Origin of the sequence: Blautia massiliensis (ex Liu et al. 2021) (assembly GCF_052064225.1) — a bacterium.
In the GTDB taxonomy this organism is placed as follows: Bacteria; Bacillota; Clostridia; order Lachnospirales; family Lachnospiraceae; genus Blautia_A; species Blautia_A fusiformis.
On sequence record NZ_JBQHWA010000045.1, the window covers coordinates 1 to 18,002 of the forward strand.

The 18,002-nt window shown below is 45.3% G+C and carries 14 protein-coding genes; all 14 read right to left on the reverse strand.

Features of this window, described 5'->3' with window-relative positions:
• Positions 1-135: 135 nt before the first annotated feature.
• A complete protein-coding gene (locus ACTNDQ_RS13990) occupies positions 136-828 on the reverse strand; it encodes a Coenzyme F420 hydrogenase/dehydrogenase, beta subunit C-terminal domain (protein WP_441064881.1) in 693 nt (230 codons plus the stop codon).
• Between the two features lie 342 nt (positions 829-1,170).
• Positions 1,171-2,187 carry a UDP-glucose 4-epimerase GalE gene (galE, locus tag ACTNDQ_RS13995; protein WP_015527335.1) on the reverse strand — a complete coding sequence of 339 codons (1,017 nt, stop codon included), beginning with the start codon at positions 2,185-2,187 and terminating at the stop codon, positions 1,171-1,173.
• Between the two features lie 92 nt (positions 2,188-2,279).
• Positions 2,280-3,203 carry a sugar phosphate nucleotidyltransferase gene (locus tag ACTNDQ_RS14000; protein ID WP_441064882.1) on the reverse strand — a complete coding sequence of 308 codons (924 nt, stop codon included), beginning with the start codon at positions 3,201-3,203 and terminating at the stop codon, positions 2,280-2,282.
• A gap of 143 nt (positions 3,204-3,346) precedes the next feature.
• Positions 3,347-4,702 carry an ATP-binding protein gene (locus ACTNDQ_RS14005; RefSeq protein WP_441064883.1) on the reverse strand — a complete coding sequence of 452 codons (1,356 nt, stop codon included), beginning with the start codon at positions 4,700-4,702 and terminating at the stop codon, positions 3,347-3,349.
• On the reverse strand, positions 4,699-5,373 hold the full coding sequence (locus ACTNDQ_RS14010) for a winged helix-turn-helix domain-containing protein (RefSeq protein ID WP_118368681.1): 675 nt from the start codon (positions 5,371-5,373) through the stop codon (positions 4,699-4,701). The genes ACTNDQ_RS14005 and ACTNDQ_RS14010 overlap by 4 nt, the downstream gene beginning before the upstream one ends.
• Positions 5,374-5,531: 158 nt before the next feature.
• Positions 5,532-7,352, reverse strand: coding sequence for a Na/Pi cotransporter family protein (locus tag ACTNDQ_RS14015; protein ID WP_015527339.1), 1,821 nt, complete (start codon positions 7,350-7,352; stop codon positions 5,532-5,534).
• Between the two features lie 285 nt (positions 7,353-7,637).
• Positions 7,638-8,138, reverse strand: coding sequence for a transcription elongation factor GreA (gene greA, locus ACTNDQ_RS14020; RefSeq protein WP_015527340.1), 501 nt, complete (start codon positions 8,136-8,138; stop codon positions 7,638-7,640).
• Entirely contained in the window at positions 8,135-8,287 is a 153-nt protein-coding gene (locus tag ACTNDQ_RS14025; RefSeq protein ID WP_015527341.1) for a hypothetical protein, read from the reverse strand. The genes greA and ACTNDQ_RS14025 overlap by 4 nt, the downstream gene beginning before the upstream one ends.
• Positions 8,275-8,808: a CarD family transcriptional regulator gene (locus ACTNDQ_RS14030; RefSeq protein WP_278795676.1), complete on the reverse strand. Its 534-nt coding sequence runs from the start codon at positions 8,806-8,808 to the stop codon at positions 8,275-8,277. The genes ACTNDQ_RS14025 and ACTNDQ_RS14030 overlap by 13 nt, the downstream gene beginning before the upstream one ends.
• Positions 8,809-9,025: 217 nt before the next feature.
• Positions 9,026-12,040: an NYN domain-containing protein gene (locus ACTNDQ_RS14035; RefSeq protein ID WP_441064884.1), complete on the reverse strand. Its 3,015-nt coding sequence runs from the start codon at positions 12,038-12,040 to the stop codon at positions 9,026-9,028.
• A gap of 84 nt (positions 12,041-12,124) precedes the next feature.
• Complete coding sequence (locus ACTNDQ_RS14040; protein WP_021652256.1) at positions 12,125-12,994, reverse strand: patatin-like phospholipase family protein; 870 nt, start codon at positions 12,992-12,994, stop codon at positions 12,125-12,127.
• Positions 12,995-13,115: 121 nt separating this feature from the next.
• Complete coding sequence (locus tag ACTNDQ_RS14045; protein WP_441064885.1) at positions 13,116-14,672, reverse strand: ABC-F family ATP-binding cassette domain-containing protein; 1,557 nt, start codon at positions 14,670-14,672, stop codon at positions 13,116-13,118.
• Positions 14,673-14,895: 223 nt separating this feature from the next.
• On the reverse strand, positions 14,896-15,885 hold the full coding sequence (gene bsh, locus ACTNDQ_RS14050; RefSeq protein WP_021652254.1) for a choloylglycine hydrolase: 990 nt from the start codon (positions 15,883-15,885) through the stop codon (positions 14,896-14,898).
• A 17-nt stretch (positions 15,886-15,902) separates the two neighbouring features.
• Positions 15,903-17,459 carry a cardiolipin synthase gene (gene cls / locus ACTNDQ_RS14055; RefSeq protein WP_195656887.1) on the reverse strand — a complete coding sequence of 519 codons (1,557 nt, stop codon included), beginning with the start codon at positions 17,457-17,459 and terminating at the stop codon, positions 15,903-15,905.
• Between the last annotated feature and the right edge of the window lie 543 nt (positions 17,460-18,002).

The following is an 18,002-nucleotide window of genomic DNA, read 5'->3' on the forward strand; positions in this document are numbered from 1 at the left end:
TATTATATTATTTCAATGTGCAGATATGCACAATCCTGCGCTTTCATCTCGGTAATTGAATTGCCGAGGATTCCCGCTTATTGTCCTAAAATCGTTTTATTATCTAAAGTAACTGTGCTCATATGTATTCCTCCGTTATTTAATTTGCTTCAAAATCCGAACCAAGTTTCTTGGCATAATTGATTTAACTCTATCTTTTAGTTGCAGTCCAACATTCAAATTATCAATGAAATCACCGCAATTAATATCCCTATAAAATGTATCGCGTTCTAATGGACGTTTTGTTGGGTGCACCAGATTTCCTTGTTTTACCATTGCTTCCTCTAAAGTTGCATTAATAACCCAAGCTTCATCCTTTATACTATCAAATAGTCTTCTCCCTTTCTCTGTGTTTACAAAAACACTAGAAACACCTTTTTCTGAATAAAAATCCGGATGACTTTTACCTATTCCCCAAAAATCCCCAATTGTCAAATCTCCTACTCGGTGGATATTAGCATACTCACACTGATAACAACTCTCTCGATAACAGTCACCTTTCATAAAATGTTTTCCGTAACGATCAAGCGAGAGTGTCTTTGTCTTTGTCTTTGTCTTTGTCTTTGTCTTTAGAAGATACTGTGTTCCCCAGCCTCGTTTATCCTTTGAGCGAAAATTATAATATATGATTTTTCCATCTGTCTGTTTATTTTGAAACTCCAAATATTTTTTGAAGAATTTGGGTGACGGTACGCCATGACAAATCAAATCAATGGTATAAAGATTTTCATAGCGTGCTTCCCATCGGCCATCTTTTCTTTTTCTGATATTTTCCCCTTTTCTAGGCATAATCGTAGTCTCCTTTTCGCACTATTATAGCAAAAGTCTGACCATTTTTGTGACCACTAATAAGCGAAAAAAAGGAAAATTTGTCGTATATAAAAAAAATCAACCGAAAAAACCTGCATTTTTGGTCGAAAGTGGTGCATTTTTCGTGCCTTGACAGTGTGCAATGCTATCATTGATTAGGATTCAAAAATTATGCAATTTGAGAGAAAATCACCTGTCGCTTATGGAAATGATAAGCGACTTTTTTACCCTCAAAAAAACAACACGGCAGACATCCCTCCGGGGCTGTCTGCCGTATTTTATATCGCTTTTATATTTTTATGTAATTAAGCTTTCTGTTCCTTAAGCCTCATATCCATTAGGGTTCTGGCTCTGCCATCTCCAGGAGTCTGCACACATCTCGCGGATTCCGTTCTCTGCCTTCCAGCCAAGCTCTTTCTCAGCTTTGGTTGCATCGGAGTAGCAGGTTGCGATGTCGCCTGGGCGGCGTGGTTTGATCACATATGGGATCTTGACGCCGGTAGCTGCCTCAAAGTTCTTAACGATATCAAGAACACTGTAGCCTTTTCCGGTTCCAAGGTTGTAGATGCTTAATCCGGAATTGTCTTCCAGCTTCTTAAGGGCTTTTACATGGCCCTTGGCAAGGTCTACTACGTGGATGTAGTCACGGACACCTGTTCCATCCGGTGTATCGTAATCGTTTCCGAATACGCCAAGCTCTTTCAGCTTGCCTACTGCTACCTGTGTGATATATGGCATCAGGTTGTTCGGGATACCATTTGGATTCTCACCGATGGTTCCGCTCTTATGAGCACCGATCGGGTTGAAGTAACGAAGAAGAACTACGTTCCACTCCGGGTCTGCCTTCTGGATGTCTGTAAGGATCTGCTCCAGCATGGATTTGGTCCAGCCATATGGGTTGGTACACTGTCCCTTCGGGCACTCCTCGGTGATCGGGATCATTGCCGGATCTCCGTATACGGTTGCTGAGGAAGAGAAAATAATATTTTTAACATTATGTTTTCTCATCACGTCTACAAGAGTAAGGGTTCCTGCGATATTGTTCTCATAATACTCCCACGGCTTGGCAACAGATTCACCAACTGCTTTCAGTCCTGCAAAATGAATACAGGAGTCGATCTCTTCTTTGTCAAAAACTTCATTTAATGCTTCGCGGTCCAGGATATCTGCTTTATAGAATTTCACCGGTTTGCCTGTGATCTTGGATACTCTGTCCAGAGCCTTCTCACTGGAATTGCATAAATTGTCAACTACTACAACATCATATCCTGCGCTCTGCAGCTCTACAACGGTATGACTTCCAATGTATCCTGCTCCACCTGTTACTAAAATTGCCATAGTTTTTCTCCTCCTCTATTGGATCTAACTGTTCCTGTTTATTTTAGCACTGTTCCTTTGTTTCCACAATAGCAGAAAACCAGGTTTACTACCTAATCCCAGAGTTCCTGCGGATAAAGTCCCTGATCCTTCAGATTCTGGATCGCGGCTACCACTACCGGTTTGTCCTCTTTATAGGTCACTCCGTACCACTTATCCTGTGTGGTAAGGACCCTGACTGCTGCCTTTTTTTCCTGAAGGAGCTCGTCAACTACAAACGGAAGGAAATATTCGCATTTCAGAGGATTTTCCGGAATGCTCTTTTCGAGGAATACCGGGAAGCGTTTTACCAGCTCTTTCATAAATCCGCCGGTGAATCCCCACATGTTCATGGACACCGGAGTCTCTCCCAGGAGACTTGTCCAGGTTTTTCCATCGTCCTCTGTGTAGGCTGCTCCGCCGTCACGTTTCTCAATGTGTGTTCGCTCATTGATATCTGCAAGATATCCATTTTCATCTGTCTCACAGACACCTCTGGAAACGTAGCCGTTGTCTGTCAGGGTATTCTCAAGGCGGTAGCCTACCATCATATACTGGGCAGGTACGGTGTCCTCCTGAGCCTGGATCAGGAAATCATACGCCATCTTAAAGGCATGGGTTCCATAATAATCATCTGCATTGATCACCACAAACGGTCCGTCGATCTCTCCGGCACAGCTTAATACCGCATGTCCGGTTCCCCATGGCTTCACACGGCCTTCCGGAACCTGGAAGCCTTCCGGGATGTTGTTAAGATCCTGATGCACATAAACGATCTCCACCTTGTCACTTAAGCGGTCGCCGATGGCATCGCGGAAATCCTGTTCATTCTCTTTTTTTATGATGAATATCACTTTCTTAAAGCCTGCACGTACGGCATCATAAATGGAAAAATCCATGATGATATGACCTTCCTGATCTACAGGATCGATCTGTTTCAGTCCGCCGTAGCGGCTTCCCATTCCTGCTGCCATTACTACCAGAACCGGCTCTTTCATAATTTTGTTCCTCCTGATTTTTAGAAATACAGGGATTTTTTCCCATACATAGTTTAAGCCGGTCAGATTCTCATCCGACCGGCCTTTGAACCTTTTTTTATTATACTACACTTCACCGGAAAATCCTACTGATTATTTTCAGTTTATTTTCGGTCAGAAGTATTCTCCGGGAAAACGATCTCCATCCTGGTTCCAACTCCCTGTTCACTTTCCACGTTGATCTGTGCATGATGAAGCGTTGCTCCATGCTTCACAATGGAAAGCCCCAGACCTGTTCCGCCGGTCTGTCTGGAATGGCTTTTGTCTACCCGGTAAAAGCGCTCAAAGATCCTTCCCTGTTCACTTTTCGGGATTCCGATCCCGTCATCTGCCACACAGTAGAACGGATGCCCTTTCCGGTTGCCTACCATGATCCGCACATGACCATTCTGTTCTGTATAGCGAACTGCATTGTCTGCAATATTAAAAAGCATCTCATAGAGTACATGGCGGACACCCTTGATCTTCTCTGCACTTCCGGCAAGCTCAAGGAAAATATTTTTCTTTCCGGCAGGATGTCTGAGATTATTTCTTACGTCTTCCGCAAGCTCATAAAGATCCACCTCTTCAAAAGGAACCTCACTGTTGCTTTCATCCAGTCTGGAAAGCTGGATGATATCCGCTACCAGATTGGAAAGTCTTATTGATTCATGGTAGATCCTTCCGGAAAATTCCCGTATATGATCTGCCGGAACCATGCCGTTCATCATAAGCTCCGCATAACCGGAAATGGACATCAGCGGGGTCTTCAGCTCATGGGAAACATTTGCAGAAAATTCCTTCCGGATCTCCTCTGCCTCCTTCAGTTCTTTTACCTGCTGCCGGATCTGCCGGTTCTGTTCATCCACCCGAACAAGAAGGGGACGCAGCTCCTCATAGCACACATTGTTCAGCGGATGCTCCAGATCCAGATCGTTGACCGGACGGATCAGCTCTCTGGTCTGTCTCTGTGCAAAAACAAACTCCAGGATCAGTACCAGGAGCATCAGAAGTCCCAGCACAGCAAGACTTGAAATCCATGTGGAATATATAGAGTCTACGGTTTTTCCTACACGGAGCACGTTTCCGTCATCCAGCTTCACCGCATAATAAAAGGTCTTTTTTGCAAAGGTTTCTGAATAACGGATACTTTCGCTTTTTCCATTTTTTTCTGCCTGTATAAATTCCGGACGATCACTGTGATTTGCCAGTTTTTTCGGAGAGGTCTCAGAATCGTAGAGAACGGTTCCGTCTTTACGGATGAGAGTCACACGACTTGATGATACTGTCCGAAGCTTTTTTGTGAGAAAGGAATCTCCATACTCATCCATGGCAAGGCAGATATACTGCGCTTCCTCACGGACTCCCCGCTGCATGTATGTGTTTAATTTATTGTAGGTGATCACACTTGCTGCCAGAAACGTGACAAGAACAGCAAAAATGATCATAATGCTTGTATGATGCAGAATTTTCTTTTTCATACATGATCTCCGATCCGGTATCCCACGCCACGCACTGTCTCGATCAGATTTCCGGCTTCCCCCAGCTTTTGTCGGAGAGTCCGTACATGAACATCTACAGTCCTTGTTTCTCCGTCAAAATCATAGCCCCACACATGGCACAGGATCTGGTTTCTGGACATGACCAGTCCTTTGTTCTCCATAAGATATTCCAGAAGCTCGAATTCCTTTCTGGTCAGCTCCTTCACCTCGCCCTGATAGCTGACTTCGTGACGGGACACATTGACACGAAGACCCTTACAGTGCAGTTCCCTCTCTTCGCTCTGCCTTGCGCAGCGCCGAAGGACCGCTTTGACCCTGGCTACAAATTCCATCATCCCGAAGGGCTTGGTGATGTAATCATCTGCGCCGCCCTCCAGACCTTTTACCTTGTCAAACTCCGCTTCTTTGGCTGTGACCATGATCACCGGGATATCCCGGGTCCTGGTATCACTTTTCAGTCGTTTCAAAATATTATACCCATCTTCACCCGGGAGCATGATATCCAGCAGGATCAGTTCCGGCAGATTTTTTTTCATGGCTGTGTCAAGTTCTGCCCCGGTTTCAAAACCTTCTGCTTCAAAGCCTGTTGTCTCCAAGGTATAGACAAGAAGCTCTCTGATATTTCTCTCATCTTCCACACAGTAGATCATTCTATATCCTCTCTGTTCGTTTTTTTGCCGTTGGCACTTCATAATCATCTGGTCTTTTTTGTTCCATGCCTTCAGTATAACTGCTTTCTTTTTACTGCACAAGCCCTGGCCGTCTGCTGATACAGATAACCAGGGCATAGCATTATTTCGATATCTTTTTATTGGCTGCCTGCCGCTGCCATCTGGGCTGCCGCCGGCTCATCCTTTATTTCCGGAAGCTGATACTGACTCCGGATCACCTCCAGCGCACGGTAGAAGGTTTCGTCCGGCCCATGTTTGATCTGCTTCAGGTGCTGATGTGTATCAAAAGCATCTTCATGAACCTGTGTCACGCAAACACCGATATTGGAACAGTGATCTGCCACACGCTCCAGGCTGGTAGTCACATCGGACAGGATGAATCCCATTTCAATGGTACATTCTCCGGCGCGAAGTCTCTGGATATGCCGGTACTTCAGTTCCTTGCTGAGTTCATCGATCACTTCCTCCAGTGGCTCGATCTCTCTCGCAAGCTGCACATCCTGATTTTCGTAAACCTTGTAAGCAATATCTACAATGTCTTCTACCGCATGCTCCATGACACGTAACTCTTCCAGCGCCTTATCCGAAAACTTCAGGCCTTTTTCATAAAGCTCCTGTGCGGATTCCATGATGTTCACACCGTGATCGGAAATCCTCTCGAAATCACCGATACAGTGGAGCATGATGGAAACACTGTGACTGTCATGAACGGAAAGATCCTTCTGGTTCAGTTTTACAAGATAGGTTCCAAGTTCATCCTCATAACGGTCTACCTTTTTCTCTGCTTCTTCCACCAGAGCCTTTCCTTCTGCGCTGAAATTCTTCAGAAGGTCCAGGGCGGTAAACAGAGTTCTGTGAGAATCCTCTGCCATTTTTTTCGCTGCATTCCTGCTCTGCTCAACTGCAAATGCAGGTTTCTCCAGAAAACGGCTTTCCAGGATCATGAAATCCGGATCTGCTGCCACCTTCTCCTCCTCTTCCTTCCTGTCGCGGATAGTAAGACAGGCAAGCTTCTCCAGAGCCTTTCCAAACGGAAGAAGGACAAGAGTTGCCGTGATATTGAAGGCACTGTGCAGGATCGCAATCCCGGCCGGAGTCGCTGCCTGTGCCATAAATGAAAAATGTACTGCTGCATTTATCGCATAAAATACTGCCATGAACAGCATGGTTCCGATCAGATTGAAATACAGATGGACCATAGCCGCACGTTTTGCGTTTTTGCTGGCTCCGATGGCTGAAAGGATCGCAGTGATACAGGTACCGATATTCTGTCCCATGATAATAGGAAGTGCTGCACTGAACGGTACCATTCCGGTAAGGCACAGTGCCTGGAGGATACCAACCGATGCGGAGGACGACTGGATGATCGCTGTCAGCACTGCTCCGGCCACAACTCCAAGGATCGGATTGGAGAATTTCACCAGCATTCCGGTAAACTCCGGTACCTCTGCAAGAGGTTCCACAGCTCCGCTCATGGCATTCATTCCATACATCAGGATCGCAAAGCCTACAAAGATCGCTCCCACGTCCTTTTTCTTCTGGCTTTTTGTAAACATGATCAGAACCACGCCGATCAGTGCCAGTATCGGTGAAAATGACGTCGGCTTAAAAAGCCGGATAATAAAGTTATCACTCTGGATACCTGTAAGACTTAAGATCCATGAGGTTACGGTAGTACCGATATTGGCACCCATAATGATTCCCACAACCTGGGACAGCTTCATGATTCCCGAGTTTACAAAACCAACGACCATAACGGTAGTTGCCGAGGATGACTGGATCACTGCAGTCACACCCATTCCAAGAAGAACGGCTCTGATGGGATTGGAGGTAAGTGTCTCCAGGATCCGCTCAAGCTTTCCGCCTGCAACCTTCGCAAGCCCGTCTCCCATTAAGTTCATTCCATAAAGGAAAATAGCAAGGCCGCCAAGCAATGCCAGTACGCTGAAAAAGTCCATAATACTCTCCTTCACTTTCTCTTTTTGATATGTTTGATTTCCTTTTTTCTCATTTCAACGATTTTCATAATAGCGGCCTATTGTAAAATTTTCCCCACTGGAATGTAAAATCTGTGTAAAAAAATAAAACAGAGGATCCTGTTACGGGAAACCGATTTCCCGTCAGGATCTCTCTGTCCTATATATCGTACAGTGGTTTTTATCCTTATGATGTGTTTTGTGCTGCGGATATTCTCATTCCGCTGAGCTGCATGCTCATGAGCAGAGCTGCCCTGCGATCTGTGATCAGAATCCGCGGATCTCCTCATCCTCAGATCCGGTCTTGTCGATGGATTTTATTACAAGGTAATAACTGTAATCATCATTGACCTTTACTTCCACCCGGTCTCCTACACGATGACCGCGCAGTGCCTTGCCGATAGGCGATTCAATACTGATACGGTTTTCCATGGAATTTCCGCGGATGGAAGTAACCAGCTTGTACTTCTCCACCTCATTATCTTCTTCAAAAAGAACTTCCACGATATCGTCCATTCCCACTTCGTCAGATCTGGAAGCATCGGATACAATGGATGCCGTCTTCAGCATCCTCTCCAGATAACGGATGCGGCTCTCGTTCTGATTCTTATGCTTCTTGGCTGCATAATACTCAAAGTTCTCACTTAAGTCTCCCTGGGCACGTGCCTCCTTGACCGCCTCAATGGCTTCCTTACGTACTACCAGTTTACGGTGTTCGATCTCCTGCTCTATTTTTTCAACATCCTTGCGGGTAAGCTGTTCTCTCATTTCTCTGGCATCTCCTTTTCTTTATAACATTCAGACTGATCCTGGATCTGTTCTCCACTTCCTGTGAAGCTTCTGTCACAGATACAGGATTTCTGGAAGGTTACCGGAAATACCATAGCAGATACGCTCTGCTTTGTCAAACAGCGCATACCTGTTCTTCGGCTTCCTCCTGCTGGTGTACTCGCTGTTCAATATAATCTGCCATATGTTCTTTGGGGATATCCAGTAACATGGAAAATTCAGAATAAAGATGATCCTCTGCAAGCTTCAGATACCTCTCGTCTGTAGCGGTTGTTTTTTTGCCATGAGATAATCTGGCCTGTTTTCTGACGTAGATCGTCTTGATGATCCGAAGAAGATCTCTGCATTCACAGGTACGGATGCATTTCTTGTAGCTATCCTCCCGGAATTTCTCATTCTCAATACTCAGTGTCTCAATGGATGGGATCTCATCGATAAGCCTCTCCGCTTCTTCCCTCGTAATGATTCCGCGAAGCACCTGCTTTCCACCTTCTACCGGTGTAAATATCTTCCCATCTGTCTCTCCTCCGGGCCTCAGTACATAATAAAGCTTCTTGCCGGAGGAACCATCCACCCTCATTGTGGTAACTCCTGTTACCTGGCAGATGCCGGTACGACCATACACAACATATTCGCCTGTTTCAAACATTTTTCCACTTCCTTTCATTTTTTTTACTTTTCTTTTGTTATCCTGGCGCTTATTGTGCTCTAATGAAAGCTCCCTGCCAGGTTATATATCCAGACAAGGAGCTTCTCACTGAGGATTCTATCCTTATTTTACTACTTTTCCCATTTATTCGCAAAAGAATTCAAAAAGTTTTTTTATTTTTGTGAAATATGCCCACAATGAGGGCATATATTTTTTGTTATAATTCTTCTTTTTTCTTTCTTCCCAGACGGATGTCTTCCATATGAGATTTCAGTTCCGGTGTCATACTGTCAAAGAGATAGGTTTTGCTGTTGTCCCTGCGCTCCTGCCATTCTTCTCTCATCTGCTGTTTTGCGGAAGCGATCTCATCTTTGAATCCGCGCGCTGAGATCCTGGCGGCTCCCTGTCCCATAATGATGATCTGCTCCAGTCCGTCTGATGTGGCAACTGTCACGTTATGCTTCCGTCCGATTTTATGGACAGTGCGTTCAATATACTGGTCTGCAGTTTCCGCTTCTTTTGTATAGACAACATGAATGTTATGATACTGGAAGGTTTCCTCCGGATGGCCCTCCACACGGTAGGCATCAAATACCAGGATCAGGATGCAGCCCTTGATTCCCTGATAATCGCTTAATATATCCATTAACCTGGACTGTGCCGCATGAAAGTCTGCCTGTGCCAGATCTCTTAAATCCTCCCAGGCAAATATGATATTGCAGCCGTCCACCAACAGATAGTCCTCTCTGTGGATGGCCGGACTGCTGTTTCTCCAGGCGCCGTGACCGGATTTTGCCGGAAGGCCGGAATCTGCTGCACCTTTGCCTCCCTTCCCGGAAAAGCTGCTTCCGCTTTCCGGATTTCCGAAGCTTCGGCTGTTACTGCTGTATCTCTTTGAGCTCACCGGACCAAAGGTTTTCTCAAAGATTGCCTTCAGTTCTTTTTCCTCTTCGTAGCTTCCATACATGGAGGTATATTTTCCACGGTCGGCATTGGCTGTTCTGTGATCCGGACTGTTTTTGGCTGTTCCCTGAACTGAACGCACTCCTGCAAAGCTGTTGTCGGAATCCTCATAGGCATCATTACTGTCCGGAAGCTGAGCTCCTTCCAGATGCATATATTCTTCTACCTCATACCAGGGAACCACGAAGCCTGCTCCATGGGCACAGAATACAGAGCCTGTAGGATTCTCAAGATCTCTCTCGGAATCATATCCGATCTCCTCTGCGATCTGCTCCTGATCCTGACAGGTTTCATAGCCATTCAGAGTACAGGTCAGATGACCTCTGCCTCTTGTGTAGGAAACTACCTGGCTCTGATAATCCCTCATTTTTGCCACCGGCGCACTTCCTGTGATCACCGACAGCTCTCCCTGGGTTTCCGGCCCCTGAAAGGTTCCCTGCATCCTCTGGATATCCGTCATGGCACGTCCTACATTTTCTGCCGGAACCTCAAGTCGGAAGCTGTAATAGGGTTCCAGAAGAAGTGTCTCCGCTTTCTTGAGGCCCTGGCGCACAGCACGGTAGGTCGCCTGCCGGAAATCTCCACCTTCCGTATGCTTCTGATGTGCCCGCCCGGTGAGAAGTGTGATCTGCATATCGGTGATGGGTGATCCGGTAAGGACTCCCAGATGCTCTTTTTCCTCCAGATGTGTCAGGATCAGCCGCTGCCAGTTCCGATCCAGCTGATCTTCATTTGCCGCAGTAAAAAACTGAAGTCCGCTTCCTCTCTCTCCCGGTTCCAGAAGAAGATGCACCTCTGCATAATGACGAAGCGGTTCAAAATGTCCCACGCCTTCCACCGGTGCGGCAATGGTTTCTTTGTATACGATATTACCGGTTCCAAATTCTACTGCCACATGAAAGCGCTCCCAGATCAGATGCTTCAGGATCTCGATCTGTACCTCGCCCATCAGCATGGCGTGGATTTCTCCCAGTTGCTCATCCCACATGATATGAAGCTGCGGTTCTTCCTCCTCCAGCTCCTTCAGGCTTTTCAGCATCCTGTGGGCGTCACAGCCCTCCGGAAGGATGATCTGATAATTCAGTACCGGTTCCAGCACCGGCATGGCAGAATCCGCCTCAATGCCAAGTCCCTCTCCAGGATATGTTTCGGTAAGACCTGTAACTGCACAGACGGTTCCTGCCTCTGCCTCTTTGAGCATTTCAAATTTTGCACCAGAATAGATACGGATCTGATCTGCCTTTTCCTCCCAGATCTCCTCTGCCGGAATACCATTTCTTCCTGCATTGGTCAGCGTCTCCTTAACCTTCAGGCTGCCGCCGGTGATCTTCATATAAGTGAGACGGTTTCCCTGCTCATCTCTGGCGATCTTAAAGATCCTGGCTCCGAATTCTGCGGGATAGAACGGTACTGCCATGTAGGTCTCCATTCCATGGATAAAAGCATCTACGCCTTCCATCTTCAGGGCAGATCCAAAGAAGCAGGGAAAAAGCTTTCGCTCCAGGATCAGCTCTGCCACGTCCTTTTTTGCGATCGTTCCTGTTTCCAGGAAGCTTTCCAGAAGGTTCTCCTCACACATGGCGATATTTTCCAGAAAATCATCAGTTCCATTTATTTTATCAGAAGCGCCCTGCGTTCCGGATATATTCTCTTTTTCTGCTTCACTGGCGTTGTCTTTCAGCTGCATTCCTTCAGCTGACGGAGATTTCCCGGAGTTATCCACAGGATTCTCCTTTTTCCCTGCTACTTCTGCACCGGAGCATTCCAGTTCTCCGCTAAAATCCACACAGCATCCGCTTAATTTCTTCTTCAGCTCCTTAAGAAGTCTTTCCCTGTCTGTTCCTTCCTGGTCCATTTTATTTACGAAAAGAAATGTTGGGATCTTATACTGTGTCAGCAGTCTCCACAATGTCTGTGTATGCCCTTGCACACCATCTGCTCCGTTGATCACCAGGATCGCATAATCCAGCACCTGCAGGGTACGCTCCATCTCAGCAGAAAAATCCACATGCCCCGGCGTATCCAGAAGTGTCACTTCCATATCCCCCATGGAAAAAACTGCCTGCTTTGAAAAAATGGTGATTCCTCTCTCCCTCTCAAGCTCATAGGTATCCAGATACGCATCCTTGTGATCGACTCTTCCGATTTTCCGGATCCTTCCGCATTTAAAAAGCAGGCCTTCCGATAATGTCGTCTTTCCTGCATCCACATGGGCAAGCACGCCCAGGCTTATATGTCTGTGTTTTATATTCTGAGGTTTTTCTCCCATTGAAAATACCCCTTTCTGTTGTAATGATATCCAATATCATAACATAGAAAGGGGTATAAGTCGAATTTTGTTTCGGTCTGTGATTCAGGAATCCAGGTAGGCTTTCAGCTTCTCCAGATCCTTTTTCATATCTGCTCTTCCTGTCTGGTAGATCCGCTCCAGATTGCTCTCATCACGCTCGATCATCGCCGCCTGGATGGGACTGCTCGGACGGATGATATGAACGCGCCCCTCTTTTTCCAGAGAAGCCAGTTCCTCCAGTGTTTCATTATAATGGATATGCCGTTCCTCCAGATCCTTCAGAAAAGCCGGATATTTATGTAATACTGCTTTCAGAAAAAGCTGCATCTTCGGGTTTGCTTTTTTTCGGTACTTCACATCTCTGGTAAGCACCACTACGTTTTTTTCGTATCCCCGGGAAAGCATCCACTTAACCGGGATCGGATCAGACACACCACCGTCCAGAAGTCTCTTTCCCCCAAGCTTCACCGGTCGGGAGGCTACTGGGATCGATGCAGACGCACGCATCCATTCAATATCCTCCACATCTCCGTTGGGACATTCATGATACACCGGTTTTCCTGTATCCAGGTCCGTACACACCACTGTAAATTTCATGGGATTTTCTGCGTAGGTCTGACGGTCAAAAATATCCAGCTTCCAGGGCAGTTCATAATATCCGAATTCCCGGCTGTATACATCTCCTGTGGTGATCCAGTTCCGGATGCTTGCAAGTCTTTTATCCTTGCAGTACTTTTTGTTATAGCGAAGAACTCTTCCGATCTGCCTGGACTTATAATTGCATCCAAAAACAGCTCCAGCCGATACGCCCACCGCACTGTCTGCGTAAATCTCATTTTCCATCAGAACATCGATCACACCGGCTGTATACAAGCCTCGCATACCGCCGCCCTCCATAACGATACTAAATTTTTTCAATTGTGTTTCTTTCATTTATTTGTCCTCTGTATTCTGTCTGGCAGACTCTGCTGCCCTTATGCTGTCATCTTTATGTCCCATTTATTGTACTTTTTGAATTATATCGGTCTTTTCTGCCATATATCTATATCCATTATCAGAATATCTTGGTTGTCCACTTGCTCATATCCCAGACTTCATTTACCACATCCTGGTAAAATTCCGGTTCATGGCAGATGAGAAGGATACTTCCGCGGTATTCCCGGAGAGCTTTTTTCAGCTCGTCTTTTGCATCTACATCCAGATGATTGGTAGGCTCGTCCAGAAGAAGAATATTGGTGTCACGGTTCACCAGCTTGCAAAGACGCACTTTTGCCTGCTCACCACCGCTTAAAACTCGTACCTGGCTCTCAATATGCTTGGTCGTCAGGCCGCATTTTGCCAGTGCGGAACGCACTTCATACTGGGAAAATGACGGGAATTCCTGCCAGAGTTCTTCGATACAGGTAGTTCGATTCTCACCTTTAACTTCCTGCTCAAAATATCCAATCTCAAGGTTCTCGCCCTGCTCCACGCTTCCGGAAAGAGGCTTGATCAGTCCAAGAAGACTTCGAAGAAGTGTTGTTTTTCCTATTCCATTGGTTCCCACCAGTGCGATCTTCTGTCCTCGCTCCATAGTAAAATTCAGTGGTTTGGAAAGCGGCTCATCATAACCGATCACAAGGTCATGTGTCTCAAAAAGCATCTTTCCTGGTGTTCGGCCATAACGGAATTTGAACTCCGGCTTCGGCTTCTCTGCTGCCAGCTCGATCACATCCATCTTGTCCAGCTTTTTCTGGCGGGACATAGCCATGTTTCTTGTGGAAACACGGGCCTTATTCCTTGCTACGAAATCCTTCAGCTCACTGATCTCCTGCTGCTGTTTGCGGTAAGCAGCCTCCAGCTGTGCCTTCTTGACCGCATAGACCTCCTGGAAATGATCGTAATCTCCTACATAACGGTTCAGTTCCTGATTTTCCATGTGATAGATAATGTTAACTACAGAATTCAGGAAGGGAATATCGTGGGAAATAAGGATAAAGGCATTCTCATAATCCAGAAGATATCTTTTCAGCCATGCAATATGCTCCTCATCCAGATAGTTGGTAGGCTCATCCAGAAGCAGGATATCTGGCTTCTCGAGAAGAAGCTTCGCAAGAAGTACCTTGGTTCTCTGTCCGCCGCTTAGATCCGTAACATAACGGTCAAGCCCCAGATCCAGAAGGCCCAGAGCTCTGGCAACCTCCTCCACTTTGGCATCGATCGCATAAAAATCGTGAAGTGTCAGTTCGTCCTGGATTGTTCCAAGCTCCTCCATCAGACCATCCATCTCGTCAGGATCTGCAGTTCCCAGCTTGTCGCAGATCTCGTTCATCCGTTCTTCTTTTTTGAGAAGAGGATCAAAAGCGGATTTCAGCACCTGGCCGATGGTCATCCCCTTTTCCAGAACTGCATGCTGATCCAGATAGCCTGCGTGGACATTTTTTGCCCACTCTACCTTGCCCTCATCCGGCATCAGTTTTCCGGTCACGATACTCATAAATGTGGACTTTCCTTCGCCATTAGCGCCTACAAGTCCGATGTGTTCTCCCTTAAGAAGCCGGAAAGATACATCTTCGAAAATCGCTCTGTCTCCAAACCCGTGGGTCAGGTGTTCTACATTTAAAATACTCATTTGTTATATTCCTTTATCATTGTGGTTTTTCTGTTTTCCCGGAAGGGATTTTTAATAATGCTATAGTATTATACTTGATATTTTTCTCTGCTGTAAAGTCAAATCTCTGTATACACTACGATCAGCTGACTGGCAGCTTTTTTGTATTACCGGTTAAGCTGCTGAATACTATTGAATAATTTTCCATCTTCCTACCTCATTATCTGCTGTAAAAATCCTGTTCTTATTTATTATGCCATCGGATCTCACCGTTTAATATGATCGGATAACGGATCAGCTTGTCTGAATCAAGGTTTTCCGCATACATATCTACTGCGGTTATCTGGTGATTATCATATGTGGTATAATAATAGATTCCCTTTGTCGTGTTGCAGCATGAAGTATAGATCGTGATCTCATATGCGCCCTCTGATACCTCACAGCATCCCCGCTGCTGATCAACAGAGCCTAAAATATGGAAAAACTGGCTGACACTTTCGTTTTCCCCATCTCCGGATATTGCGTTTAATTTTGTAAATGCAACCTTTACAAATCTTGACTGGCTTGAAAGATCTCCCGGAATTCCCATTCCGCCCATTCCTCTGCTGTATGGATCCAGCTCCAGCACTCCTGCAAATGTACTTTCCGGCTGCTTTCTGGATACACCCGCATAATTGTTAAGTGCAAACATCTGACCGGGGAATGGAGGATTATTTGTAAGTACGCCAACAGGATCGTCATAGATGTGCATTCCGTCTTTCATGGATTCTACAACGATGCATTCCTCCTTGTCTGCGATCATCCAGTGAAGCTGTGCCGTTGGAAGCTGTTCACTGAAGGGTGTTCCCATAAGCTTCATATTGGAAAGCATCCTCCTTGCTTCAGCCACCGAAGCACACTGGGTAAGGATCCATGGAATAAATTCATATTGCGCCACCTGGACAAGATCCTTATCTGCCTCTGTCGCTTCATCTGCATATGCCGCATTCCCCACAAAGTTAAGTCCTGCCATACCCAGTCCCTTTTCATTAGCCGCATCATAATAAAGCGGATAATCTCCTGCTACAAACGCCATTCCTATAAGAGCATAATGTGTTTTTGCTTTTCCTGCATATCGGAAATCGAACTCATAATTTCTTGGGGTTATGGTCACCTCTTCCCCATAGGAAAACTCATAGTCAAGAGTTCTTCCCATATAAAAATCCTTTGTCTGATACGTTGCTGCTGTACACATAGATCTACACCTCTTCCTTACAATAATCCTGCAAACAATCTCATGAAAAGCTGTCCCAGACGAAGATATGCACTGCGTCCTGTCCGGTATTGTTCTGTTACTTCACGACATTCCTTCATTGTTTCTTCCAGGTCATTTCTTATAGATAACACAGCCGGACTGTCTGCCATAAAGCATCCGTTTTCAAAATGATGATAAAGACTTCTGTAATCCAGATTTATGGTTCCGCAGGTTGCCATACAGTCATCTGCCACGCTCATCTTGGCGTGACAGAAGCCAGGTGTCCACTCGTAGATCCGCACTCCATTTTTAACCAGTCCATGATAAAAGGAACGTGTAACACTGTAAATCATTTTTTTATCCGGGATTCCCGGTGTAATGATCCTGACATCAATCCCCCGCTTTGCAGCAAGACACAGCGCATGTGTCATTTCATCCGTAATGATCAGATATGGCGTTATAAACCAGCAGTATTTTTCAGCTTTGTTGACCATGCTGATATAAACTTCCTCTCCTACCTGTTCATCATCCATTGGACTATCTGCATAAGGCTGTACAAATCCGTTCTGAGCTGCCTTATATTCTGATCTTATAAAATATTTGCTGAAATCCTCATTATTATTCCTGTCATTGGCTGCATTCCACATTTCAAGGAATGTTGCTGTCAGCGACTGAACTGCATCGCCTTCAAGACGGATCCCGGTATCCTTCCATTGTCCGTAAGGATTGGTGTAATTAAAATATTCATTTGCCAGATTATAGCCGCCTGTGAAAGCTACTTTTCCATCGATCACGGTTATTTTTCGATGATCACGGTTGTTCAGAAATACATTCAGTCCCGGCATAAACGGATTAAATACCCGGCAGTGGATTCCGATCCGCTCCATCTTTTTTACAAAATCCGTATTAATAAAGCCAATAGAGCCCATATCATCATAAAATACTCGCACTTCCACGCCTGCCTGTACACGCTCCTCCAGCACTTTCTGGATCTTTTTCCAGGCCTCTGCATCTTCTATCGCATGGTATTCCATAAAAATAAACTTTTCAGCCTTTGACAGTGCTGATAACTGTGCTTCTAATCCCTTTACCGCCTCATCATAATAAACAATATCCGTATTCTGGTATACGGGATAACCTGCATTTTTCCAAATATACTCACTGATATTTCCTGCTTTGGGGATTTTGTTTTTGATATTTTCCAGTTTTTCCCGATTGTCCGGCAGAAGCGGCAGAAGCTTTCTGTCGATATCCGCATATCGTTCTCGCATTTTACGGGTTCCGCCATTTAATCCGATCAGCAGATACAGCGCTACACCCATGATCGGAAACACAAGTATCAGAATGATCCACGGCATTTTCATGGAAGAGGTCTGATCGGATGCATATAGTGCCAGAACCAGAATTCCTGCAAAGACTCTAGTCAGCAGATTAACGATCTCCGCATATTCATTCAGCCTTGTGATCACGATAATGATAAAAGCTGCTTCCAATAAAATACAAAGCACCGAAAAGCATAATCGAATGACACCGTTTTTCGTTTTTGCTCTGCCCTCCAGTGTATCCTGCTTCATAAAACCGCCCCTTTCTGCATTGAATGGGAATTTTCTGTTGTGCGTAAGCCTAACTGAATATTCCTGTTGCGTAATAAAATCAACAATTATCTTCTATACTGCAAACAGCGCAGCTCTGACCTGATGATTCCTTGTCCACTGTAATAAAAAATGAAATAAGAAGAAAGCCCTGGAAGCTGCAACTTCGAGGGCTTTTGATTTTTTTGTTATAAACAATTTTATTCTTTTATGCCTGCGAGCATTATAGCATATGCGATTTTTCTTCGCAATATACTCTGTATACTTTTTAAGATGTTTTGTGCGGTGGTGCGGAGTATTTTCATGGGTTGTCCTCCTGTAAAAACGTATTTTCCGTTTTTATTTTCCGAATTGCTATTGACACTTTCTCGGGAGTTTGACACATTGAAATCCAAAAAAGTACTGCAAAGCCTTGAAATAGGCTTATTTTTTTATCAAATTTTTATTTTTATTATATAGTAATATTTAGTGATATATGGTATAATAGTGACAGAGGTGATTATTGTGCGCATAACAACATCAAAA

What these genes read in the sequence shown, in the direction of transcription:
- ACTNDQ_RS13990 (WP_441064881.1), bottom strand. Translation starts at nt 828, where the DNA reads ATGCCTAGAAAAGGGGAAAATATCAGAAAAAGAAAAGATGGCCGATGG.
- ACTNDQ_RS14025 (WP_015527341.1), bottom strand. Translation starts at nt 8,287, where the DNA reads ATGCGCTGTTTGACAAAGCAGAGCGTATCTGCTATGGTATTTCCGGTA.
- ACTNDQ_RS14030 (WP_278795676.1), bottom strand. Translation starts at nt 8,808, where the DNA reads ATGTTTGAAACAGGCGAATATGTTGTGTATGGTCGTACCGGCATCTGC.
- ACTNDQ_RS14045 (WP_441064885.1), bottom strand. Translation starts at nt 14,672, where the DNA reads ATGAGTATTTTAAATGTAGAACACCTGACCCACGGGTTTGGAGACAGA.
- cls (WP_195656887.1), bottom strand. Translation starts at nt 17,459, where the DNA reads ATGAAGCAGGATACACTGGAGGGCAGAGCAAAAACGAAAAACGGTGTC.
- ACTNDQ_RS14035 (WP_441064884.1), bottom strand. Translation starts at nt 12,040, where the DNA reads ATGGGAGAAAAACCTCAGAATATAAAACACAGACATATAAGCCTGGGC.
- ACTNDQ_RS14010 (WP_118368681.1), bottom strand. Translation starts at nt 5,373, where the DNA reads ATGATCTACTGTGTGGAAGATGAGAGAAATATCAGAGAGCTTCTTGTC.
- ACTNDQ_RS14040 (WP_021652256.1), bottom strand. Translation starts at nt 12,994, where the DNA reads ATGAAAGAAACACAATTGAAAAAATTTAGTATCGTTATGGAGGGCGGC.
- ACTNDQ_RS14000 (WP_441064882.1), bottom strand. Translation starts at nt 3,203, where the DNA reads ATGAAAGAGCCGGTTCTGGTAGTAATGGCAGCAGGAATGGGAAGCCGC.
- greA (WP_015527340.1), bottom strand. Translation starts at nt 8,138, where the DNA reads ATGAGAGAACAGCTTACCCGCAAGGATGTTGAAAAAATAGAGCAGGAG.
- galE (WP_015527335.1), bottom strand. Translation starts at nt 2,187, where the DNA reads ATGGCAATTTTAGTAACAGGTGGAGCAGGATACATTGGAAGTCATACC.
- ACTNDQ_RS14015 (WP_015527339.1), bottom strand. Translation starts at nt 7,352, where the DNA reads ATGGACTTTTTCAGCGTACTGGCATTGCTTGGCGGCCTTGCTATTTTC.
- ACTNDQ_RS14005 (WP_441064883.1), bottom strand. Translation starts at nt 4,702, where the DNA reads ATGAAAAAGAAAATTCTGCATCATACAAGCATTATGATCATTTTTGCT.
- bsh (WP_021652254.1), bottom strand. Translation starts at nt 15,885, where the DNA reads ATGTGTACAGCAGCAACGTATCAGACAAAGGATTTTTATATGGGAAGA.